General features: G+C 57.7%; 21 protein-coding genes. 14 read left to right on the top strand and 7 right to left on the bottom strand.

The features are described from left to right. Positions 1-58: 58 nt before the first annotated feature. Together dapD and BLQ41_RS29430 are read right to left on the bottom strand one after the other, a co-directional pair. The gene (gene dapD / locus BLQ41_RS29435) at positions 59-1,093 is read right to left on the bottom strand and encodes a 2,3,4,5-tetrahydropyridine-2,6-dicarboxylate N-succinyltransferase (RefSeq protein ID WP_090187854.1); all 1,035 of its coding nucleotides are present in this window, start codon (positions 1,091-1,093) and stop codon (positions 59-61) included. 32 nt (positions 1,094-1,125) lie between these two features. Beyond that, positions 1,126-1,488 carry an ArsC family reductase gene (locus BLQ41_RS29430; protein ID WP_064676097.1) on the bottom strand — a complete coding sequence of 121 codons (363 nt, stop codon included), beginning with the start codon at positions 1,486-1,488 and terminating at the stop codon, positions 1,126-1,128. Positions 1,489-1,701: 213 nt separating this feature from the next. Here BLQ41_RS29430 and BLQ41_RS29425 point away from each other — a divergent pair, with 213 nt between their 5' ends. Beyond that, positions 1,702-3,333, top strand: coding sequence for a Na+/H+ antiporter (locus BLQ41_RS29425; RefSeq protein WP_090187851.1), 1,632 nt, complete (start codon positions 1,702-1,704; stop codon positions 3,331-3,333). Between the two features lie 58 nt (positions 3,334-3,391). Here BLQ41_RS29425 and BLQ41_RS29420 read toward each other — a convergent pair whose 3' ends face one another. The 5 genes from BLQ41_RS29420 to map form a co-directional block, all read right to left on the bottom strand. Further along, positions 3,392-4,138 (bottom strand): M12 family metallopeptidase, encoded by a 747-nt coding sequence (locus BLQ41_RS29420; RefSeq protein WP_090187848.1) that lies wholly within the window; start codon positions 4,136-4,138, stop codon positions 3,392-3,394. Between the two features lie 107 nt (positions 4,139-4,245). After that, positions 4,246-4,977 (bottom strand): M12 family metallopeptidase, encoded by a 732-nt coding sequence (locus BLQ41_RS29415; RefSeq protein WP_090187846.1) that lies wholly within the window; start codon positions 4,975-4,977, stop codon positions 4,246-4,248. A gap of 166 nt (positions 4,978-5,143) precedes the next feature. Continuing rightward, positions 5,144-6,343, bottom strand: a complete 1,200-nt coding sequence (dapC, locus tag BLQ41_RS29410; protein ID WP_090187843.1) for a succinyldiaminopimelate transaminase — start codon at positions 6,341-6,343, stop codon at positions 5,144-5,146. Positions 6,344-6,497: 154 nt separating this feature from the next. Beyond that, on the bottom strand, positions 6,498-9,200 hold the full coding sequence (locus BLQ41_RS29405) for a [protein-PII] uridylyltransferase (protein ID WP_090187840.1): 2,703 nt from the start codon (positions 9,198-9,200) through the stop codon (positions 6,498-6,500). 45 nt (positions 9,201-9,245) lie between these two features. Next, entirely contained in the window at positions 9,246-10,028 is a 783-nt protein-coding gene (gene map / locus BLQ41_RS29400) for a type I methionyl aminopeptidase (protein WP_090187838.1), read from the bottom strand. Positions 10,029-10,401: 373 nt separating this feature from the next. On the opposite strand from map, the gene rpsB reads away from it, so the two are divergent. From rpsB to lpxA, 13 genes are all read left to right on the top strand, one after another. Further along, positions 10,402-11,139, top strand: a complete 738-nt coding sequence (gene rpsB, locus BLQ41_RS29395; protein ID WP_090187835.1) for a 30S ribosomal protein S2 — start codon at positions 10,402-10,404, stop codon at positions 11,137-11,139. Between the two features lie 192 nt (positions 11,140-11,331). Beyond that, entirely contained in the window at positions 11,332-12,195 is an 864-nt protein-coding gene (gene tsf, locus BLQ41_RS29390) for a translation elongation factor Ts (protein ID WP_090187832.1), read from the top strand. A gap of 209 nt (positions 12,196-12,404) precedes the next feature. Then, a complete protein-coding gene (gene pyrH, locus BLQ41_RS29385) occupies positions 12,405-13,148 on the top strand; it encodes a UMP kinase (protein WP_003172271.1) in 744 nt (247 codons plus the stop codon). Next, positions 13,145-13,702, top strand: coding sequence for a ribosome recycling factor (gene frr / locus BLQ41_RS29380; RefSeq protein WP_090187830.1), 558 nt, complete (start codon positions 13,145-13,147; stop codon positions 13,700-13,702). The genes pyrH and frr overlap by 4 nt, the downstream gene beginning before the upstream one ends. Positions 13,703-13,715: 13 nt before the next feature. Further along, positions 13,716-14,471, top strand: coding sequence for a polyprenyl diphosphate synthase (gene uppS / locus BLQ41_RS29375; RefSeq protein ID WP_090187827.1), 756 nt, complete (start codon positions 13,716-13,718; stop codon positions 14,469-14,471). Next, on the top strand, positions 14,471-15,277 hold the full coding sequence (locus tag BLQ41_RS29370) for a phosphatidate cytidylyltransferase (protein ID WP_090187824.1): 807 nt from the start codon (positions 14,471-14,473) through the stop codon (positions 15,275-15,277). Before uppS ends, BLQ41_RS29370 begins: the two co-directional genes overlap by 1 nt. Further along, entirely contained in the window at positions 15,274-16,464 is a 1,191-nt protein-coding gene (gene ispC / locus BLQ41_RS29365; RefSeq protein WP_090187821.1) for a 1-deoxy-D-xylulose-5-phosphate reductoisomerase, read from the top strand. The genes BLQ41_RS29370 and ispC overlap by 4 nt, the downstream gene beginning before the upstream one ends. Positions 16,465-16,517: 53 nt before the next feature. Next, positions 16,518-17,870, top strand: a complete 1,353-nt coding sequence (rseP, locus tag BLQ41_RS29360) for a sigma E protease regulator RseP (RefSeq protein WP_090187818.1) — start codon at positions 16,518-16,520, stop codon at positions 17,868-17,870. Between the two features lie 74 nt (positions 17,871-17,944). Beyond that, positions 17,945-20,323, top strand: coding sequence for an outer membrane protein assembly factor BamA (bamA, locus tag BLQ41_RS29355; RefSeq protein ID WP_090187814.1), 2,379 nt, complete (start codon positions 17,945-17,947; stop codon positions 20,321-20,323). Between the two features lie 45 nt (positions 20,324-20,368). Continuing rightward, positions 20,369-20,872, top strand: a complete 504-nt coding sequence (locus BLQ41_RS29350; protein WP_090187812.1) for an OmpH family outer membrane protein — start codon at positions 20,369-20,371, stop codon at positions 20,870-20,872. A 3-nt stretch (positions 20,873-20,875) separates the two neighbouring features. Beyond that, on the top strand, positions 20,876-21,931 hold the full coding sequence (gene lpxD / locus BLQ41_RS29345) for a UDP-3-O-(3-hydroxymyristoyl)glucosamine N-acyltransferase (RefSeq protein WP_090187809.1): 1,056 nt from the start codon (positions 20,876-20,878) through the stop codon (positions 21,929-21,931). 108 nt (positions 21,932-22,039) lie between these two features. Next, positions 22,040-22,480 carry a 3-hydroxyacyl-ACP dehydratase FabZ gene (fabZ, locus tag BLQ41_RS29340; RefSeq protein WP_017336708.1) on the top strand — a complete coding sequence of 147 codons (441 nt, stop codon included), beginning with the start codon at positions 22,040-22,042 and terminating at the stop codon, positions 22,478-22,480. Next, positions 22,477-23,253: an acyl-ACP--UDP-N-acetylglucosamine O-acyltransferase gene (gene lpxA, locus BLQ41_RS29335; protein WP_090187807.1), complete on the top strand. Its 777-nt coding sequence runs from the start codon at positions 22,477-22,479 to the stop codon at positions 23,251-23,253. The genes fabZ and lpxA overlap by 4 nt, the downstream gene beginning before the upstream one ends.

The raw sequence follows: 23,253 nt of genomic DNA, 5'->3' as shown, positions 1-23,253 counted from the left end.
TGTACGCCAAACCCTGTGGGAGCGAGCCTGGTCGCTCCCACATTGGGTCATTCGACGCTTAGTTGTGAGCGTGCAGCGCTTCGTTCAGTTCGATCGCCGATTTGTGGGTTTTGCATTCCACTGCGCCGGTTTCCGAGTTGCGGCGGAACAGCAGGTCAGGTTGACCGGCCAGTTCACGGGCCTTCACGACCTTGACCAGCTGATTTTTTTCGTCCAGCAGTGCCACTTTGGTGCCAGCGGTCACGTACAGGCCCGACTCAACGGTGTTGCGATCGCCCAACGGGATGCCGATACCGGCGTTGGCGCCGATCAGGCAGCCTTCGCCGACCTTGATCACGATATTGCCGCCGCCCGACAGGGTGCCCATGGTCGAGCAACCGCCGCCCAGGTCCGAACCCTTGCCGACGAACACGCCAGCCGATACACGGCCTTCGATCATGCCCGGGCCTTCGGTGCCTGCGTTGAAGTTGACGAAACCTTCGTGCATCACGGTGGTGCCTTCGCCCACGTATGCGCCCAGACGAATACGCGCCGCGTCAGCGATACGCACGCCGGCCGGTACCACGTAGTCGGTCATTTTCGGGAACTTGTCCACCGAGAACACTTCCAGCAGCTCGCCGCGCAGGCGGGCTTCCAGTTGATGCTCGGCCAGTTCGGCCAGGTCGATCGCGCCCTGGCTGGTCCAGGCCACGTTCGGCAGCAGCGGGAACACACCGGCCAGGTTCAGGCCGTGCGGCTTGACCAGACGATGGGACAGCAGGTGCAGCTTGAGGTAAGCCTCAGGCGTGGAGGTCAGTTGAGCATCTTCGGCCAGGATAGTGGCGACCAGCGGCTTGTGGCTCTCGGCCAGACGGGTCAGCAGCGCGGCTTGTGCAGCGTCGACGCTTTTGAGCGCTTCGGCCAGTTGCGAGGCCTGGGCAGTGCTGAATGCGATGGCCTGGTTGCCTTCGGTGTAACCCAGGACCGGTGCGATCGCAGCGACCAGTTCAGCCGATGGATTGAGCAGCGGCTGCGCGTAAAACACTTCCAGCCATGCGCCTTGACGGTTTTGAGTGCCGACACCAAAGGCCAGGCTGAACGGAGTAGTGGACATGTTGATACCTCTAACAAAATGGAACGGGCTGCTTACTTGAGCGCTGCCGCGTAGATATCTGGCTTGAAGCCAATCAGGGTTCGGTCACCGAGATCAAGCACCGGGCGCTTGATCATCGAGGGTTGTGCGAGCATCAGTTCGATGGCTTTGCGCTGGTCGAGATCGGCTTTGCGTTCGTCGTCGAGCTTGCGAAAGGTCGTGCCTGCACGGTTCAACACCACTTGCCAACCGTGCTCGTCGCACCATTGGGTCAGGTGTTCACGGTCGATTCCGGCCGTCTTGTAATCATGAAAGTCATAGCTGACAGCGTGTTCATCGAGCCAGGTGCGCGCCTTTTTCATGGTGTCGCAGGCTTTGATGCCGAAAAGGTGCAACGTTTTGCTTGAAACGGTCAAGGAATTGCCCCCTTTGCAGGTGCTGGAAATTAAAGGTGACGGATTATGCCATGACCCTTGAGTTAAAACCCAAAACCCTGTGGCCGCGAGCTTGCTGCCGCAGGGTGTAATGTCGGTCGCGAGAGCGTGCGACATTAGTGCAACGGCCAGCCCGCAGTCTAAGCGGCTAATATGGCACTTCAATGCTGTCGATTGCCTGGGAACCCGCGCTTTATGCAAACCGCCTACACCGTCCTGATCCTGTTGATGCTGGTCGGCGTTTCACGCCTGATCGGACGGGTGATCCCGCTGCCATTGCCGCTGGTACAGATTGGCGCGGGTGCCTTGCTGGCCTGGCCGACGCTGGGTCTGCATGTGGCCTTGGATCCCGAGCTGTTCCTCTTCCTGTTTCTGCCGCCGCTGTTGTTTTCCGATGGCTGGCGGATGCCCAAGCGTGAGCTTTGGCGCCTGCGCGGGCCGATCCTGACACTGGCGGTGGGGCTGGTGCTGTTCACCGTGGTTGGCGCCGGCTACTTCATTCACTGGTTGTTACCCAGCATTCCGTTGCCGGTGGCGTTTGCCTTGGCGGCGGTGTTGTCGCCCACGGATGCCGTGGCCGTCTCGGCCATCTCCCGGGATCGTCTGCCGACGCCGCTGATGCACATGTTGCAGGGCGAGGCGTTGATGAACGATGCCTCGGGCCTGGTGACGTTCAAATTTGCGTTGGCGGCAGCGGTTACAGGCGTTTTCTCGCTGGCCAACGCCAGCGTGACCTTCGTGTTGGTGGCGGTCGGCGGCCTGGCCGTCGGCGTCGCATTGAGCTGGCTGGTGGGACAACTGCGCTCATGGATGATCGCTCGCGGCTGGGATGATCCAGCGACTCATGTGGTGTTCATGTTGCTGCTGCCGTTCGCCGCTTATGTGGTGGCTGAACGTCTCGGCGCATCCGGCATTCTGTCCGCCGTGGCGGCGGGGATGATGCAGAGCTGGCTCGACCTGCTGCCACGCCAGACCAGCACCCGATTGCTCAATCGCAGCGTATGGTCGCTGCTGGAGTTTGCCTTCAACGGTTTGATCTTCCTGCTGCTGGGCTTGCAACTGCCGGACATCATCAAGGCCGTGGCCAGTCATGAAACGTCATTGTGGCCGACGCTGCTCTACCGTTGCCTGGACGTGGTCGCCATCTTTCTGGTGCTGCTGGTGTTGCGCTTCGTCTGGGTGCAGAGCATCTGGCGCTTGTCTGTTCTGCTGCGACGCTGGCGCGGCAGGGGCGAGATGACACAAGTGCCGACCGCGCGATCCTGCTGGCTGCTGACGGTCGGTGGGGTACGCGGGGCCGTGACGCTGGCGGGCATACTGTCGGTACCGTTGCTGTTGGAAGGCAATGCGTTTCCCGAGCGCGATCTGCTGATCTTCATCGCCGCCGGCGTGATTCTGCTGTCGCTGGTTTCCGCGTGCATCGCCTTGCCCCTGTTGCTGCGTGGCATAGAGAAAAGCCCCGACGACAAACGCCGTAACGAAGTGCGTGACGCCTGGCGCAAGACTGCCGAAGCGGCGATCCATGCGCTGGAAATCGAGGAAGCCAAGCCTGTGGATGCGGCAGAGGCGGCGCTGGCTGCGGAACTGAAAGCGCGAATCATGTCCGAGTATCGGCATCAGCTGGAAGTGTTCAACGATTCGGCGGAAGCCCAGGCGCTGGCGTTTCAGATGGACCTGCTGGAGCGGCGGTTGCGCTTGAAGGCGCTGCGGGCGCAACGCCTTGAACTGTACAGCCTGAGCCGTCATCACCAGATTGGTGATGACGTGCTGCGCGAAGTGCTGGGGGAACTGGATTTGAGTGAGGCCAATCTGGGATCGGTCAAGTAGGCTTTCATGGCGAATGGTAGCGTCACCAGAAGGTGCTCAGCCTGTGAGTTCGTGGGACTCAGTCAGCGTCGATCGATCGGTTTTTTGGGTAGGCTTTGCGCATGACTCGCCTGTCCAGCATGCTGATTTTGGTGTTGATGCCCACTTCCCAATCCTGTGTTGTCAGTTCGTTTGGAACGGGGTAATGCATGATCGAATCCTTGTCGTAGCTGCCCCATAAATGGTCGCTGCCTCCAAGGGAGGTCAGGACGTTATGGTCCGTGTCTTTCTCGGTCCACCCAAAGTGGGTTTTATAAAATTCGTAAACCTTTGGTTTGTCCCAGGGAATGTTCGCTTTGGGATGCAGATGCTCGTGCTTAAGGCCCAACGCGTGACCGAACTCATGCAGTACAGTTGCTTCAAATTCCGGATGGTCCATTTCAACATTCAAATTCAGCGTCGGTACATGTTGTTCGTACAACAACGCATCCGTTCCTACTGCGGAGTCGTTTTTTGCGCTTGAGGTTGAAATCCTGATCTCGCTTTCACCTTGTTCAATAAATTCGAAGTGCAGGTTTACCGAGGGTTGCCATTGCTTGATCAACGCTTCGATGGCAAGCCTTTTCGTTGGAGTTGGTGTATCAACGAACGCGATTCTTAACGTCCGGCCATTTCCCCAGAATTTGCTCCATGTACCAATGGCGCGCTTGGAGCGTCGGCCCGTGGAAGAGCGTTGGGCGTTGTCGGGGTTTTCCAGGATGGCCGCGTCGTAAGAGGCGAGTTCGTCAACTGCGTGGATCATTTTGCAGGGAATATTAATGTTCATGATTTATTTACTTGTAGTGTGCGTGTAGCCGTTCTGATATCGGCAATGCTCGTCCGTTAGCTTCAATGACGATGCCCATGTTCTCGATCATTAAAAAGAATATAGTTTTAGCGCTTGGGGTAGAGCAGTTTCATCAAGCGCTTGTCTTTTTTACTGATCTTGCGATTGATTGGATTTTCCCAATCACCCAATGTCAGGGCGTTCGCCACGGGGTGGTGCATGATCGACTTTCTGTCGTAGGGCGTATAAATCGCTTCGATGGTATCGAAGGGCTGAAACAGGTTTTTATCGACTTGTTCTTTGGCCAGTGGATTCATTTCCCGATTCTGGTAGAACGCATACACCTTCGGTTTATCCCAGGGAATATTGGCCTCAGGGTGTTGGTGTTCATGCATGGCGCCTAAAACATGTCCAAACTCATGAGTCACGATCACGTCGAAGTCTGCATGTTCAGGTTTGACACCCAGATCCATGGTTTGCCAGTCAGGATGAATCAACAGCGCATCGGTGCTGAGCATTGAACTGTTGGCATTGTTTTTTGTAGCAATGCGGATATCACCTTCAAGTCCATCGACAAAATCGAAGCTCAGGTTGATATAGGGCAGCCACTGGCTGGCAGCGTCGATGATCTTCTGTTTGTGCACATCATCAGGGCCGTCGATAAAGGCGATTTTGAGCGTTCGTCCATTAGCCCACAGCTTGGAGTAATTGATCAGCGAACGCTTGCGGCGAGTACTGGTGGAGGCGTTTGCATTTGCGGGGTTTTCGTTGACGGCAGCATCGTAGGATTGCTGATCATCAGGCCATTGAATAAGAGAACAATTTTCAATGCAGTTCATTCGTTACTTCTTCCGTGAAGTGGATGCATAGGTTTATTAGTGTGCACAACTATGTGCTGCATGAGAGTAGGGGAACTCTGCAGTGCGGTGAACTTTAATTGTGAATGAAATGTAACTGGCTATATAAAATTGCCTGCACTGCGTTGCACAGTGCAGGCAGGAATACTTACTTGTTGCGGATAATAAAGTCGCGAATTCTCTTGGCCGCTTCTACACATTCAGCCAACGGCGCAACCAATGCCATGCGCACGCGCCCGGCGCCCGGATTGAAGCCATCAACTTCGCGAGACAGGTAAGAACCCGGCACCACGGTCACGTGTTCCTCTACAAACAGATCACGGCAAAACGCTTCATCGTCGCCTTCAACGTTTGGCCACAGGTAGAAACCGCCATCCGGACGCTGCACATCCATCACTGGGCCAAGGATTTCCAGCACCGCATCGTATTTCTCGCGATACAGCGCGCGGTTGGCGCGCACATGCACTTCGTCATTCCACGCAGCGACGCTGGCCAGTTGCGTCTGAACCGGCATTGCGCAGCCATGGTAGGTGCGATAGAGCAGGAAGCCCTTGAGGATCTCGGCATCACCGGCCACGAAGCCCGAACGCAGGCCTGGCAGGTTGGAGCGCTTGGACAGGCTGTGAAACACCACGCAACGCTTGAAATCCTTGCGGCCCAGCTCGACGCAGGCGCTGAGCAAGCCGGCCGGCGGCGTTTGCTCGTCGAAGTACAGTTCGCTGTAGCACTCATCCGCCGCGATGACGAAGTCGTATTCGTCGGCCAGGGCGATCAGCTTCTTCAAGGTGTCGACCGGAATCAGTGCGCCGGTCGGATTGCCCGGGGAGCACAGGAACAGGATCTGGCAGCGTTTCCAGATGTCTGGCGATACGGCATCGAAATCGGGGTTGAAACCGTTTTCGTCCAGGCACGGCAGGTAGTGCGGCTTGGCCCCGGCGAGGAACGCAGCGCCTTCATAGATCTGATAGAACGGATTCGGGCTGACCACCAGGGCGTCGTCGCCACGGTTGACCACGGTCTGGGTGAAGGCGAACAGCGCTTCGCGGGTGCCATTGACCGGCAGCACGTTGCGCGCCGGGTCAAGCCAGCCGCTCGGAACGCTGAAACGGCGTTCGCACCAGGCAGCAATGGCTTCGCGCAGAGCGGGAATGCCAAGAGTGGTCGGGTACACGGCCATCTGATCCAGATTGCTGGCCAGGGCTTCGGCGACAAAGCTAGGCGAACGGTGCTTCGGCTCGCCAATGGACAGCGCGATGGCGCGCTTGTCCGGGTTTGGCGTGACGCTGCCGAGCAGGGCGCGGAGCTTTTCGAACGGGTAGGGCTGCAACTGGTTCAAAGCGTTGTTCATGCGGGGCCTCGTTCAATGTGGGAGCGAGCTTTGTGTGGGAGTCGGGCTTGCCCGCGATTCAGGCGCCTCGGTGTGTCAGATGCACCGAGGTGATGCTATCGCAGGCAAGCCCGCTCCCACAGGGGCTCGTTCCCACAGGGGGAAATTTGTTAATTCAGATACTGAGACGTGACAGCTTGATCTCGGGTTCGTTACTGACGGTCAGCTGTTCAACGATTGCATCCTGCAAACGGGTGCACAGCAGCGGGTCTGACAACGGCTGGTTGTGCGCGTCGGTGATGAAGAACACGTCTTCCACCCGCTCGCCAAGGGTCGCAATCTTGGCGTTTTGCAGCGACAGATCGAACTCCAGGAAGATCGTGCCAATGCGCGCCAGCAAGCCCGGGCGGTCGGGTGCGCTGAGCTCCAGCACGGTCACCGGACGTTGGGCGTCGTTATGGATCGTCACCTGTGGCGCGAACGCGAAATGCTTGAGCTGGCGCGGTACGCGGCGCTGGATGATTGTCGGGTAATCGTCGGGGTTGCGCAGGGCTTCGGTCAGGCCTTCACGGATCTGTTTGACCCGCGCCGGGTTGTCGCCGATCGAGTCGCCGTCGGTATCGAGCACGATGTAGGTGTCGAGGGTGAACTGGCTGCTGGACGTAATAACCCGAGCGTCGTGAATGTTCAGGTTGAGCTGGTCCATTGCGGCCACGGTCACGGCGAAGAAGTCGTGTTGATCGGGGGCATAAATGAAGATCTGTGTGCCACCCTCGAATTCGCGCTGGGTGGTTTCCTTGATCAGCACCAGCGGCCCGCCGCCAGCGGGTTGCTGGAGGATCGCGTCGGTATGCCAGGCTACGTCGCCGGCGGTGTGACGCAGGAAGTAGTCGTCGCCCAGTTGCGACCACAGCTGTTCGACATCGTCCGGATCGGTCCCGCCGCGCACCAGGATGTCCAGGGCGGCGCTCTGGGTTTGGCGGATCTGCATTTCCCGATCCACGGGGTTTTCCAGGCCACGGCGCAAGGCGCGCTTGGTTTCGGTGTAGAGCTGGCGCAAAAGGCTGGCGCGCCAGGAATTCCACAAGGTCGGGTTGGTGGCGTTGATGTCGGCGACGGTCAGCACATACAGGTAATCAAGACGGGTTTCGTCGCCAACGATCTGGGCGAAGTCATGGATGACCTGCGGGTCGGACAAGTCCTTGCGCTGGGCGGTGGTCGACATCACCAGGTGGTTCTGCACCAGCCAGACGATCAGGCGGCTGTCCCACACGGGCAACTGATGGCGTTGGCAAAAAGCTTCGGCATCCACCGCGCCGATTTCCGAGTGATCGCCATGCCGGCCCTTGCCGATGTCGTGGTAAAGGCCGGCGAGGTAAATCAGCTCGGGCTTGGGCAATTTGCCCATGAGCTTGCTGGCCAGCGGGAATTTTTCCGACACCTGTGTGTACTGCAACTTACGCAGGTGCTTGATCAGATTCAGGGTGTGAGCGTCGACCGTATAGATGTGGAACAGGTCGTGCTGCATCTGCCCGACGATGAAGCCGAACTCCGGCAGATAACGGCCGAGAATGCCGTAACGGTTCATCCGGCGCAGGTTGCGGTGGATACCGATCTTGCACTTGAACAGCTCGATGAACAGGCTGGTATTGCGAATGTCGTTGCGGAAATTGTCGTCGATCAGGTGGCGATGTTCGCGCAGCAGGCGAATGGTGTCGGCGCGCACACCTTTGATTTCCGGCTGCTGGGCCATCAGCACGAAAATCTCGAGCATGGCGAACGGCGTGCGGCGGAATACGTTGTCGTTACGCGCTTCGATGTAACCGTCGTGCAGCTGGAATCGCGAGTTGATCGGCTGCGGTGGCGCTTGATCTTCCGGGGCGAGAATGACTTCTTCGAAGTGCTGGATGATCAGGTCGCTGAGCTGGGCAATGCTCATGACCACCCGGTAATACTGCTGCATGAAGTTTTCGATGGCTTGCTTGGCGTCATCGCCTTCGAAACCCAACAGCCCGGCGATCGAACGCTGGTGGTCGAACAGCAAGCGGTCTTCGGAGCGGCCGGCAAGCATGTGCAGCGCGTAGCGAACCTTCCACAAGAATTCCTGGGACGAGGCCAGCAGGGCGTTTTCACTCTCCACCAGGAAGCCTTCGCCTGCCAGGGCTCGCAGGTTCAGAGTGCCGTACTCGCGACGGGCCACCCACAGAATCGTCTGGATATCGCGCAGGCCGCCGGGTGAACCTTTGACGTTGGGTTCCAGGTTGTATTCGGTGTCGTTGTATTTGTGGTGACGGGCCTTTTGCTCGGCGCGTTTTGCCAGGAAGAAGTCCTTGCTTGGCCACATGTGCGCGGTGCTGGTGACGTCGAGCATGCGCTGGCGCAAACGTTCCGGACCGCAGATGGTGCGGCTTTCCATCAGGTTGGTGACCACCGTCAGGTCGGCCCGGGCCTCAACGGCGCATTCGTCCACGGAACGAACGCTCTGACCGACCTCCAGGCCGATGTCCCACAACAGCGTCAGGAAACGCTCGATGGAATCACGGAAGATTTCGTGATCGGCGCTGTCGAGCAGGATCAGCAGGTCGATGTCGGAATAAGGGTGCAACTCGCCACGACCGTAGCCGCCGACCGCGACCAGCGCGATGTCGGCGTCTTCGCTCCAGTTGAACTGCTCCCAGGCCTTTTGCAGGATGTTATCGACGAACCAGGCGCGATCCTCGATCAACCGGCGAATGTCGCGGCCGCTGCGAAAGCGCCCGTCGAGCACCTCGCGGGCCTGACGAATCGCCTTCTTGAAGGCCGCGATCGGGCTTGCCTTCAGGGCCAGTTCAGCCTGGAACTGGCCGCGGTCGAAGAGTTCGGGATCCACCTGCGGCATCGATTGGCATTCCTGTCTATAAAGCTGAGAACTGCGCGGTTCGGATCAGGCCGAAACGCGCGGGATGGTGTCGTCGGCGCGCAGGGTGAAGATCTCGTAACCGGTTTCGGTTACCAGCAGGGTGTGTTCCCACTGCGCGGAGAGCTTGCGATCCTTGGTGATCGCGGTCCAGCCGTCGCCCAGCACCTTGGTGTCCGCCTTGCCCTGGTTGATCATCGGCTCGATGGTGAAGGTCATGCCCGCTTTGAGCTCCATGCCGGTGCCGGCGCGGCCGTAGTGTAGGATCTGCGGCTCTTCGTGGAAGACTTTGCCGATGCCGTGGCCGCAGAACTCGCGAACCACCGAGAAACCGTTCTTTTCAGCGTGTTTCTGAATGACTTCGCCAATGTCGCCCAGGCGGCAGCCAGGCTTGACCAGTTCGATCGCCTTGTACATGCATTCCTGGGTGACCTGCGACAGACGCTCGGCCCAGACCGGCACGGTGCCGACGTGGAACATTCGGCTGGTGTCGCCGTGGTAGCCGTCTTTGATAACGGTGACATCGATGTTCAGCGTGTCACCATCTTTGAGCGGCTTGTCGTTCGGGATGCCATGGCAGACGACATGGTTGATCGAGGTGCAGATCGACTTGGGGAAGCCTTTGTAGTTGAGCGGGGCAGGGATGGCTTTCTGCTCGTTGACGATATAGTCGTGGCAGATGCGGTCCAGTTCGTCGGTGGTGATGCCCGGCTTGACATGTTCGGCAATCATTTCCAGCACATCGGCGGCCAGTTTGCCGGCGACACGCATCTTTGCAATGTCCTCGGGGGTTTTGAGGGTGACGGTCATACAGGCTCTCTCTGCGCTCGATGGCGCTCGCTAAAACGAAATGGGCAATGCGCGATCGATCTTCGCGACCCTTAAAAACGCGATTCTAACAGACGATCAGCGCAAATCTGAGCCTCTGTACGTCGCTTCTCTCTATAGTTTGGTGCAATCTTGAGCGATTCCAAGGGCGCGCATGAAGGTGCGTGTCACGAATTGAGAATCCGGGTTCCGTTTTTTGCATCCCTGTGATATAAAATGCGCCGCTTTCCGGGGATACCCCGAAAGGCTTAAATCCACACACGTGTCGACACGATGACCTGGGTGCCTTCAGCTGATGCTGCTGGTTGGTCATTGGGATACGTGGAGGCCAAACCCGACTTATTAAGGAACTATCATGTCCCAAGTCAACATGCGCGATATGCTGAAGGCCGGTGTGCACTTCGGTCACCAGACCCGTTACTGGAACCCGAAAATGGGTAAGTACATTTTCGGCGCTCGTAACAAGATTCACATCATCAACCTTGAAAAAACCCTGCCAATGTTCAACGAAGCTCTGACTTTCGTAGAGCGCCTGGCCCAGGGCAAAAACAAGATTCTGTTCGTCGGCACCAAGCGTTCCGCTGGCAAGATCGTTGCTGAAGAAGCAGCACGTTGCGGTTCGCCGTACGTCGATCACCGCTGGTTGGGCGGCATGCTGACCAACTTCAAAACCATCCGTGCTTCCATCAAGCGTCTGCGTGACCTTGAAGTGCAAGCCGAAGACGGTACTTTCGCCAAGCTGACCAAGAAAGAAGCGCTGATGCGCACTCGCGATCTTGAGAAGCTCGATCGTTCCCTGGGTGGTATCAAGGACATGGGCGGTCTGCCAGACGCACTGTTCGTTATCGACGTTGATCACGAGCGCATCGCGATCACCGAAGCCAACAAGCTGGGTATCCCGGTTATCGGCGTAGTCGATACCAACAGCAGCCCGGAAGGCGTTGACTACATCATCCCAGGCAACGATGACGCAATCCGCGCTATCCAGCTGTACATGGGTTCGATGGCTGACGCTGTTATCCGCGGTCGCAACCACGTTGCTGGTGGCACCGAGCAGTTCGCTGAAGAAGCTCCGGCAGCTGCAGCTGAGTAATTAGCGCCTAGGCGTTGACTCAGTAAGCAAAAAGGGGGCTTGGCCCCCTTTTTGCCACCTCGAAAACCGTTTGTCGGTAGCGCAGCTACAGCTTCTGTAACGTGCAGCGGCTTACAACGGTGGTTCGGGAAGAATTGATCGCCCGTTCGATCGGGTGGAATGGTTGAAAACCTATCCAAGAGGATTTTGAAAATGGCAGCAATTACTGCAGCGTTGGTTAAAGAACTGCGTGAGCGTACCGGCGAAGGCATGATGGATTGCAAGAAAGCCCTGGAAAAGGCTGACGGCGACATCGAAAAAGCCATTGATGATATGCGTGCTTCCGGCGCCATCAAGGCTGCCAAGAAAGCAGGCAACGTGGCTGCTGAAGGCGCTATCGCTCTGAAAGAAGACGGCAAATCTGCTGTTCTGCTGGAAGTAAACTCGCAGACTGACTTCCTGGCCCTGCAGGACGACTTCAAGGCATTTGTTGCTGCTAGCGTTGAAAAAGCGTTCGTCGACAAACTGACTGACGTCGCTCCGCTGATCGCCGCACAAGAGGCTGATCGCCTGGTACTGGTTGGCAAGGTTGGCGAAAACGTCAACATCCGTCGCCTGGTACGCGTTGAAGGTGACGTTGTTGGTGGTTACCTGCACGGCAACAAAATCGGTGTTGCAGTTGTCCTGAAAGGCGGCAACGTTGAACTGGCCAAAGACATCGCTATGCACGTAGCGGCCAGCAACCCTGAGTTCCTGCTGCCTTCGGAAGTTTCGGCTGAAGCGATCGAGCGTGAAAAAGCTGTGTTCCTGCAGCTGAACGAAGAAAAAATCAAAGGCAAGCCAGAAAACATTGTTGAGAACATGGTCAAAGGCCGTATCAGCAAGTTCCTGGCCGAAGCAAGCCTGGTTGAGCAGGCGTTCGTCAAGAACCCTGAAATCAAGGTTGGCGAACTGGCCAAGAAGGCCGGTGCAGAAATCGTTTCTTTCACCTACTTCAAAGTAGGCGAAGGCATCGAGAAGCCGGTCGACAACTTCGCTGAAGAAGTTGCTGCCCAGCTGGCTGCCGCCAAGCAATAAGACAGTTTTCAACTGTCGCCCTGAAGAGGCTGCCCGCTTACGCGCGCAGCCTCTTTTCAGATGGGGCACCAATTTTTAATTGGTTTCCGTTTGGAACTGGCTTACAAAGCCATGTTCCGATGGCGCTGAAGCAGCGCCAAGCTAGAGTGAACGCCAGCTGTAAACAGCTCGCAAAGAATTTTTAAAATACGCCGCAGGAGAGATTCGCAATGGCTCAGCAGGGCAGTGGTTATCAGGCTCGCTATAAACGCATTCTACTCAAGCTTAGCGGCGAGGCCCTGATGGGGTCCGAAGAGTTCGGGATCGATCCCAAGGTTCTGGATCGCATGGCGCTTGAAGTCGGCCAACTGGTCGGTATCGGTGTTCAGGTCGGCCTGGTGATTGGCGGCGGCAACCTGTTTCGCGGTGCAGCGCTGAGCGCGGCCGGCATGGATCGGGTGACTGGCGACCACATGGGCATGCTGGCCACTGTGATGAACGCCCTGGCCATGCGCGATGCGCTGGAACGTGCCAATATCTCGGCCATCGTGATGTCGGCCATTTCCATGGTGGGTGTGACGGATCACTATGATCGCCGCAAAGCGATGCGCCACTTGAACGCCAAAGAGGTTGTTATCTTCGCGGCCGGTACTGGCAATCCGTTCTTTACTACGGATTCGGCAGCCTGTCTGCGTGCAATCGAAATCGACGCCGATGTTGTGCTCAAGGCGACCAAGGTCGATGGCGTTTACACTGCAGATCCATTCAAAGACCCGCATGCCGAGAAGTTCGATCATCTGACTTACGATGAAGTGCTGGATCGCAAGCTGGGCGTGATGGATCTGACGGCCATTTGCCTGTGCCGCGACCACAAGATGCCGTTGCGCGTCTTTAACATGAACAAGCCCGGCGCCCTGCTGAACATCGTGCATGGCGGCGCTGAAGGGACCCTGATCGAGGAAGGCCAACAATGATCAATGAAATCAAGAAAGACGCTCAAGAGCGTATGAAGAAATCCGTCGAGTCGCTGCTGCACAACTTCGGCCGCATTCGTACCGGCCAGGCGCACCCAAGCATTCTTGAAGGCGTGATGGTGCCGTATTACGGTTCCGACACCCCGATCAAGCAAGTGGCGAACATCACCGTCAAGGACGCCCGTACCCTGCAAGTCGTTGCCTTTGAACGCAACATGCTGGGTGCCGTCGACAAGGCCATCGGTAGCGCCGGTCTGAACCTCAACCCGACCAACCTGGGCGAGTTGTTGCTGATCTCCATGCCAGCCCTGACTGAGGAAACCCGCAAGGGCTTCACCAAGCAGGCGCGTGATGTTGCAGAAGACGCCCGTGTCGCTGTGCGCAACATCCGTCGCGATGCGAACAGCTCGCTGAAAGATCTGGTCAAGGAAAAGGAAATCAGCGAAGACGAAGAGCGTCGTGCTGCTGGCGAGATCGACGATTTGACCAAGAAGTATGTGGCTGAAATCGACGCGAATCTGGCGCAGAAAGAAAAAGACCTGATGGCCGTATAAGGGTCGCGTTTTCATGGAAAAGACTAAGCAGACTGCACCGTCCGCGGTGCCGCGCCATGTCGCGATCATCATGGATGGGAACAATCGCTGGGCGAAAAAACGCTTTATGCCCGGTGTCGCCGGTCATAAAGCGGGCGTGGATGCCGTTCGTGCGGTGATTGAGGTGTGCGCCGAGGCCAAGGTCGAGGTGTTGACCCTGTTCGCCTTCTCCAGCGAGAACTGGCAGCGCCCCGCCGATGAAGTCAGTGCCTTGATGGATTTGTTCTTCAAGGCGTTGCGTCGCGAGGCCAAGCGCCTCAACGACAACAACATCAGTCTGCGCATCATTGGTGATCGCTCGCGTTTCCATCCCGAGCTTCAGGCTGCCATGCGTGAAGCCGAAGCGATGACCGCCGGTACCAACCGCTTCGTCTTGCAGATCGCCGCCAACTACGGCGGTCAGTGGGACATTGCGCAAGCTGCGCAGCGTCTGGCGCGCGAGGTTCAGGCCGGGCATCTGCGCCCGGAGGATATCACTCCCGAGTTGTTGCAGACCTGTCTGGCTACCGGCGACCTGCCGTTGCCGGACTTGTGCATCCGCACCGGGGGCGAACACCGCATCAGTAACTTCCTGCTGTGGCAACTGGCCTACGCCGAGTTGTATTTCTCCGACCTGTTCTGGCCGGACTTCAAACACGACGCCATGCGTAACGCACTGGCCGATTACGCTTCTCGCCAGCGCCGCTTCGGTAAAACGAGCGAGCAGGTCGAGGCTGGGGCCCGCGTTTAATGCTTAAACAACGAATCATCACCGCGCTGATCCTGCTGCCGATCGCTTTGTGCGGGTTTTTCCTGCTCGAAGGCACAGGCTTTGCGCTGTTCATCGGGCTGGTCGTGACCCTCGGTGCGTGGGAATGGGCTCGCCTGGCAGGTTTCACCGCCCAGCCGGTTCGCGTCGCCTACGCGGCTGTGGTCGCATTCATGCTGGTTATCATGCACATCCTGCCGGGGCTCGCGCCTTGGGTGCTGGGCGCTTCGGTGCTTTGGTGGGGTGTGGCGACGTACCTGGTGCTGACTTACCCGCGTTCCAGCGAGCACTGGGCCAGTGCCGCCTGCAAACTGGTGATCGGTATGTTGATCCTGTTGCCGGCCTGGCAAGGTCTGGTCCAGATCAAGCAGGAGCCTTTGGGTAACTGGCTGATCATGGCAGTGATGGTGCTCGTTTGGGGGGCTGATATCGGCGCGTACTTCTCCGGTCGGGCCTTCGGCAAGCGCAAGCTGGCGCCGCAGGTCAGTCCCGGCAAGAGCTGGGAAGGCGTGTACGGTGGCTTGCTGCTGAGTCTGGTGCTTGCGGCGATCGTAGGCGTGGCGCGTGACTGGAGTTTCGTACAGATACTGATGGGTCTTATCGGTGCGGCGGTGATCGTGTTCATCTCGGTGGTGGGTGATCTCACCGAGAGCATGTTCAAGCGTCAATCAGGGATCAAGGACAGCAGTAATCTGCTGCCAGGGCACGGCGGCGTGCTGGATCGAATCGACAGCCTGACGGCGGCGATCCCGGTATTCGCCGTGCTGTTGTGGATGGCTGTACCGTGAGCCGCCCGCAACAGATTACCGTTCTGGGGGCTACAGGCTCGATTGGTCTGAGCACGCTTGATGTGATCGCTCGCCATCCGGAGCGCTATCAGGTTTTCGCCTTGAGCGGGTTCTCCCGCCTGAGTGAGCTGCTGGCCTTGTGCGTGCGTCACACGCCGAGATTTGCCGTTGTGCCGCAAGTGGACGTTGCCCGGACCCTGCAGGACGACTTGCGCGCTGCAGGTCTGTCGACCCGCGTGCTGGTAGGGGAGGAAGGCCTGTGTCAGGTCGCTGCCGATCCCGAGGTTGATGCGGTCATGGCGGCTATCGTCGGTGCGGCTGGCTTGCGCCCGACCCTGGCGGCGGTCGAGGCGGGCAAGAAGATCCTGCTGGCCAACAAAGAAGCGCTGGTGATGTCCGGTGCGTTGTTCATGCAGGCTGTGCGCAAAAGCGGTTCTGTGTTGCTGCCGATCGACAGTGAGCACAACGCGATTTTCCAGTGCATGCCGCAGGATTTCGCCCGTGGGCTTGGCGCGGTCGGTGTACGTCGGATTCTGCTGACAGCTTCTGGTGGCCCATTCCGACAGACACCGTTGGCCGAACTGACACACGTTACCCCTGAGCAAGCGTGCGCCCACCCGAACTGGTCCATGGGGCGCAAGATTTCGGTTGATTCGGCCAGCATGATGAACAAAGGGCTCGAATTGATCGAAGCCTGCTGGTTGTTTGATGCCAAGCCATCCCAGGTAGAGGTCGTCATTCATCCCCAAAGCGTGATTCATTCGCTGGTCGACTATATCGATGGTTCGGTGCTGGCGCAGTTGGGCAACCCGGACATGCGCACACCGATTGCCAACGCCCTGGCCTGGCCTGAGCGGATCGATTCGGGTGTAGCGCCGCTGGATCTGTTTGCCATCGCTCGCCTGGACTTCCAGGCCCCCGATGAAGAGCGGTTCCCCTGCCTGCGCCTTGCGCGTCAGGCGGCCGAGGCTGGCAACAGCGCGCCGGCCATGCTTAATGCCGCCAATGAAGTAGCTGTGGCGGCGTTTCTCGACGGACGGGTTCGCTATCCGGAAATCGCGAGTATCATCGAAGAAGTGTTGAACCTCGAACCTGTTGTGGCGGTGAATGATCTCGAGGCAGTGTTCACGGCGGACGCGAAAGCGCGAGAACTCGCCGGGCAATGGTTGAGTCGTCACGGGCGGTAAGTGCTGAAATACGTTGCCCCATGCAGCACTGGATAGGATTGCGGAGAAAGTAGATGAGCGCGCTCTATATGATTGTCGGCACCCTGGTAGCTTTGGGCGTGCTGGTCACCTTCCACGAGTTCGGCCATTTCTGGGTCGCGCGTCGCTGTGGGGTCAAAGTGCTGCGTTTCTCCGTGGGTTTTGGCCTGCCACTGCTGCGCTGGCACGACAAGAAGGGCACTGAGTTCGTGTTGGCCGCCATTCCTCTGGGCGGCTACGTCAAGATGCTCGACGAGCGCGAAGGCGAAGTGCCGGCCGACCAGCTCGATCAAGCTTTCAATCGCAAATCCGTCCGTCAACGTATCGCCATCGTAGCGGCGGGGCCGATTGCCAACTTCTTGCTGGCAATGGTGTTTTTCTGGGTGCTGGCCATGCTCGGCAGCCAGCAGGTGCGTCCGGTCATTGGCGCGGTCGAGTCAGGCAGCATTGCCGCTCAGGCCGGTTTGAGCGCGGGTCAGGAAATCATTGCCATCGACGGCGAGCCGACTTCCGGCTGGGCTGCGGTGAATCTGCAACTGGTTCGTCGTCTGGGCGAAAGCGGTTCTCTTCAATTATTGGTGCGCGAGCAGGGCTCCACGGCGGATTCGCCTCGTGAGCTGATGCTGAATAAATGGCTCAAGGGCGCAGACGAGCCGGATCCCATCCGCTCGTTGGGTATTCGTCCTTGGCGTCCGGCGTTGCCGCCGGTGTTGGCCGAGCTGGATCCGAAAGGACCGGCGCAGGCAGCGGGCCTGAAAACCGGTGATCGGTTGCTGAGTCTTGATGGCAAGGCGCTCGATGACTGGCAGCAAGTGGTTGATACGGTGCGTATGCATCCTGATACCAAAATCATGCTGCGCGTCGAGCGCGATGGTGCTCAAATCGACGTCCCAGTGACTCTGGCCGCTCGCGGCGAGAGCAAGGCGCCCACCGGTTATATGGGGGCCGGGGTGAAAGCAGTCGATTGGCCACCAGAGATGATCCGCGAAGTCAGCTTCGGTCCTGTGGCCGCGATTGGGGAGGGGGCTCGACGTACCTGGACCATGAGCGTACTGACCCTCGATTCACTCAAGAAAATGTTGTTCGGTGAGCTCTCGGTAAAAAACTTGAGTGGACCGATAACCATTGCTAAAGTGGCGGGCGCTTCTGCCCAGTCGGGTGTCGCTGATTTCCTGAATTTCCTTGCTTATCTGAGTATTAGCCTGGGGGTTCTGAATTTGTTGCCTATTCCTGTACTGGATGGGGGGCATTTGTTGTTTTATCTGATCGAGTGGGCGCGTGGTCGTCCCTTGTCGGATCGGGTGCAGGGTTGGGGGATACAGATCGGTATCAGCTTAGTGGTCGGGGTGATGTTGCTTGCTCTGGTCAATGATTTGGGCCGTCTGTAACACTTCGCTGAATTGCGAATCTGCCGCATTTTGCGGCAGTTTGTTTATTGCCAGTTGGAATAAGAAAGGACTTCATGAAACGTCTGCTGCTAACTGCGGTTCTCACCGTATTGATGATCGCCGAAGTTCACGCCGAGTCCTTCACTATCTCTGATATTCGCGTCAATGGCCTCCAGCGGGTCTCCGCGGGTAGCGTCTTTGGTGCTTTGCCGTTAAACGTCGGTGAACAGGCGGATGATCGTCGCCTGGTGGAATCCACTCGTGCGCTGTTCAAAACCGGGTTCTTTCAAGATATCCAGCTGGGCCGTGAAGGTAACGTCCTGGTCATCACTGTAGTCGAGCGTCCGTCGGTCGCCAGTATCGAGATCGACGGTAACAAGGCGATCTCCACTGAAGACCTGATGAAGGGCCTCAAACAATCCGGTCTGGCCGAAGGCGAGATCTTCCAGCGAGCCACCCTTGAAGGTGTCCGTAACGAGCTGCAGCGCCAATACGTCGCCCAGGGTCGCTACTCGGCCACCGTCGACACCGAAGTGGTGCCGCAGCCGCGTAACCGCGTTGCCTTGAAGGTCAACATCAACGAAGGCACCGTTGCTGCTATCCAGCACATCAACGTGGTGGGTAACACGGTCTTCCCTGATGAAGACCTGATCGACTTGTTCGAACTCAAGACCACCAACTGGCTGTCGTTCTTCAAGAACGACGACAAGTACGCTCGTGAAAAACTCTCCGGTGACCTGGAGCGTCTGCGCTCCTACTACCTGGACCGTGGCTATATCAACATGGATATCGCTTCGACCCAGGTGTCGATCACTCCGGACAAGAAACACGTCTATATCACTGTCAACGTCAACGAAGGCGAGAAATACACCGTTCGTGACGTCAAGCTGAGCGGCGACCTGAAAGTCCCTGAAGACCAGGTCAAGTCGCTGTTGCTGGTTCAGAAAGGCCAGGTGTTCTCGCGCAAGCTGATGACCACCACGTCCGAACTGATCACCCGTCGTCTGGGTAACGAGGGCTACACTTTCGCCAACGTCAGCGGCGTGCCTCAGCCTCACGATGAAGACCACACAGTTGACATCACTTTCGCTGTCGATCCGGGCAAGCGTGCTTACGTCAACCGTATCAACTTCCGTGGCAACACCAAGTCCGAAGACGAAGTGCTGCGTCGCGAAATGCGTCAGATGGAAGGCGGCTGGGCTTCGACCTACCTGATCGACCAATCCAAGACCCGTCTTGAACGCTTGGGCTTCTTCAAGGAAGTCAACGTCGAAACCCCGGCCGTACCGGGCGTTGATGACCAGGTTGACGTGAACTACGCCGTTGAAGAGCAAGCTTCCGGTTCGATCACTGCCAGCGTCGGTTTTGCCCAGAGCGCCGGTCTGATCCTCGGCGGCTCGATCACCCAGAACAACTTCCTCGGTACGGGTAACAAGGTCAGCATCGGCTTGACCCGCAGCCAATACCAAAGCCGTTATAACTTCGGTTATGTCGACCCGTACTGGACTGCCGATGGCGTCAGCCTGGGTTACAACGCGTTCTATCGCACCACCGACTACAAAGACCTCGATGTCAACGTAGCCAGCTACGCCGTAGACAGCCTGGGTGCAGGTGTCAGCGTCGGTTACCCGATCAGCGAGACGTCGCGTCTGACGTTTGGTTTGTCTGCGCAACAAGACAAGATCAAGACTGGCCTTTACACCGTCGACGAAATCTTCGACTTCGTTAACCAGCAAGGTGATCAGTACCTCAACTTCAAGGCTTCGGCCGGTTGGTCTGAATCCACCTTGAACAAAGGTGTACTGGCAACACGTGGTCACTCCCAGAGCTTGACCGCGGAAGCCACGACGCCGGGCAGCGACTTGTCGTTCTTCAAACTCGACTACCGTGGTCAGTTGTTCCAGCCACTGTCCGAAAACTACACCATGCGCCTCCACACCGAGCTGGGTTACGGCGATGGTTATGGTTCGACCGACGGCTTGCCGTTCTATGAAAACTACTATGCTGGTGGTTTCAACTCGGTTCGTGGCTTCAAGGACAGCACCCTGGGTCCTCGTAGTACGCCGAGCCGTGGCGTGAACCCGGGCACCGCAGTCGACCCGGACCAGGACCCACTGCCGTTTGGTGGTAACGTTCTGATTCAAGGTGGTGTAGAAGTTCTGTTCCCGATGCCGTTCGTGAAAGATCAGCGTTCCTTGCGCACTTCGGTATTCTGGGACGTAGGTAACGTGTTCGATTCGACTTGCAAGCAGAGCACGAACGCCGATGGCTCGAAGTCCAACACTCAGTGTAATGACGTCAGCTTGAGCAATATGGCCAGTTCGGTGGGCGTCGGTGTGACTTGGGTTACCGCCCTTGGTCCGTTGAGCTTCGCCTTGGCGATGCCAGTCAAGAAGCCGGACAGCAATGCCGAGACTCAAGTGTTCCAATTCTCCCTCGGCCAGACGTTCTAAGCGTCTGACCCAAGATAACGACAATGGATTTTGTAGGAGTGCATCGTGCGTAAGTTGACTCAATTGGTTCTCCTGGCAACCGTATTGGTAGCAGGGCCGGCTTTTGCCGACATGAAAATCGCCGTTCTGAACTATCAGATGGCGCTGCTGGAATCCGATGCGGCCAAGAAATACGCCGTGGATGCCGAAAAGAAGTTTGGCCCGCAACTGACCAAGCTCAAGACTCTGGAAAGCAGTGCCAAAGGCATTCAGGACCGTCTGCTGGCCGGTGGCGACAAGATGCAGCAAGGCGAACGTGAACGCCTTGAACTCGAGTTCAAGCAAAAGGCCCGTGATTTCCAGTTCCAGTCCAAGGAGCTGAACGAAGCCAAAGCCGTTGCCGACCGTGAAATGCTGAAGCAGCTCAAGCCGAAACTGGACAGCGCTGTGGAAGAAGTCATCAAGAAAGGTGCTTTTGACCTGGTCTTCGAGCGTGGCGCAGTGATTGATGTCAAACCTCAGTACGACATCACTCGCCAGGTTATCGAGCGCATGAATCAGCTGAAATAATCCATGACAGCGACTATAAAGCTCGGCCAGTTGGCCGAGTTCCTTGGCGCCACGCTACGTGGCGACCCGGAGAAAGAAATTACTGGGCTAGCCACTTTGCAAGAGGCTGGCCCAGCTCAGTTGAGCTTTCTGGCAAATCCCCAATACCGTAAATACCTGGTGGACTGCCGGGCCGCAGCCCTGTTGTTGAAGGCCGCTGACGCAGAAGGTTTTGTCGGCGATGCCCTGGTGGTGCCTGATCCGTATCTGGCATACGCGCGAATTTCCCATCTGTTCGATCCCAAGCCCAAGGCGCCTGCCGGTATTCACCCGACAGCCGTCGTGGCAATGGACGCAGTGGTTGATCCGGCGGCGAGCATCGGTGCTTTTGCCGTAATCGAAAGCCAGGCGCGTATTGCTGCAGGTGTGACCATCGGTGCCCATTGCTTCATTGGTGCTCGTTGCGAAATTGGCGAGGGCGGCTGGCTGGCTCCACGGGTCACGCTGTACCACGACGTTCGTATCGGAAAGCGGGTGGTGATTCAGTCCGGTGCCGTGCTCGGTGGCGAAGGTTTCGGTTTTGCCAACGAAAAAGGTGTCTGGCAGAAAATCGCGCAGATTGGCGGCGTTCTGGTCGGTGATGACGTGGAAATTGGCGTGAATACCGCTATCGACCGTGGCGCACTGGCCGATACCGTTCTGGGTAATGGCGTGAAGCTCGATAACCAGATTCAGATCGCCCACAACGTGCAAGTGGGTGATCACACCGCGATGGCGGCGTGCGTCGGGATATCCGGCAGCACCAAAATCGGCAAGCATTGCATGCTCGCTGGTGGCGTTGGGCTGGTGGGGCATATCGAAATTTGCGACAACGTTTTTATCACCGGGATGACCATGGTGACCCACTCGATTACCGAAAAGGGTTCCTATTCTTCCGGTACGGCGATGCAACCAGCGGCCGAATGGCGCAAAAGCGCGGCCCGTATCCGTCAGCTCGATGACATCGCGCGACGTTTGCGACAGCTGGAAAAGCGTGTGGGGGAAGTGACCCCTGACGGTAATGCTTCATCAGATGGCTGATACCATTTCCATATCAAGTGTGCACAGCCGCTAGACTGCCTCCTTGATTTGCTAGAGGGGCGCGCGTCAGTCGCGCGCTTCCAATCTTTACATAGGCTTCCCCCCGAAATGATGGACATCAACGAGATTCGCGAATACCTGCCCCACCGTTACCCGTTCCTGCTGGTGGACCGAGTCGTGGAACTGGATGTGGAAGGCAAGCGCATTCGCGCCTACAAGAATGTCAGCATCAACGAACCGTTCTTCAATGGTCACTTTCCTGCGCATCCAATCATGCCGGGCGTGTTGATCATCGAAGCGATGGCTCAGGCTGCCGGTATCCTTGGCTTCAAAATGCTCGATGTGAAGCCCGCCGACGGCACGCTTTACTACTTCGTCGGCTCCGACAAGCTGCGTTTTCGCCAGCCCGTCACCCCAGGCGATCAGTTGATCCTTGAAGCCCGCTTCATCAGCTGCAAGCGTCAGATCTGGAAGTTCGAGTGCCAGGCTTCGGTCGATGGCAAGCCAGTCTGCTCCGCTGAAATCATCTGCGCGGAACGCAAACTATGAGTTTGATTGACCCTCGCGCAATCATCGATCCGACGGCCATTCTGGCCGACGACGTTGAGGTCGGCCCTTGGTCGATCGTCGGCGCAGGTGTGGAAATCGGCGAGGGTACGGTGATCGGGCCGCATGTAATTCTCAAAGGCCCGACCCGAATCGGTAAGCACAACCGCATCTACCAGTTTTCTTCGGTAGGTGAGGACACGCCCGATTTGAAATACAAAGGTGAAGAAACCCGCCTGGTCATCGGTGACCACAACGTCATCCGTGAAGGCGTGACGATTCACCGCGGGACCATCCAGGACCGCTCGGAAACGACACTGGGTGATCACAACCTGATCATGGCCTATGCCCACATCGGCCACGACAGCGTTATCGGCAATCACTGCATCCTGGTCAACAACACCGCGTTGGCAGGTCATGTGCACGTCGAAGACTGGGCGATCCTGTCCGGTTTTACCCTGGTTCACCAGTATTGCCACATTGGCGCCCACAGCTTTTCCGGCATGGGCACCGCCATTGGCAAGGACGTTCCCGCCTATGTCACGGTGTTCGGCAACCCGGCCGAAGCCCGCAGCATGAACTTCGAAGGCATGCGCCGTCGCGGTTTCAGCGAAGACGCGATCCATGCCCTGCGTCGTGCCTACAAGGTGGTTTACCGCCAGGGCCTGACGGTCGAGCAGGCGCTCGCCGAACTGGCCGAGCCTTCGGATCAGTTCCCGGAAGTCGCGGTGTTCCGTGATTCCATCCAGTCTTCGACCCGCGGCATCACTCGTTAA

It is taken from the genome of Pseudomonas arsenicoxydans (genome assembly GCF_900103875.1).
GTDB classification, from domain to species: Bacteria; Pseudomonadota; Gammaproteobacteria; order Pseudomonadales; family Pseudomonadaceae; genus Aquipseudomonas; species Aquipseudomonas arsenicoxydans.
This window is presented reverse-complemented; position numbering and strand designations above follow the sequence as displayed.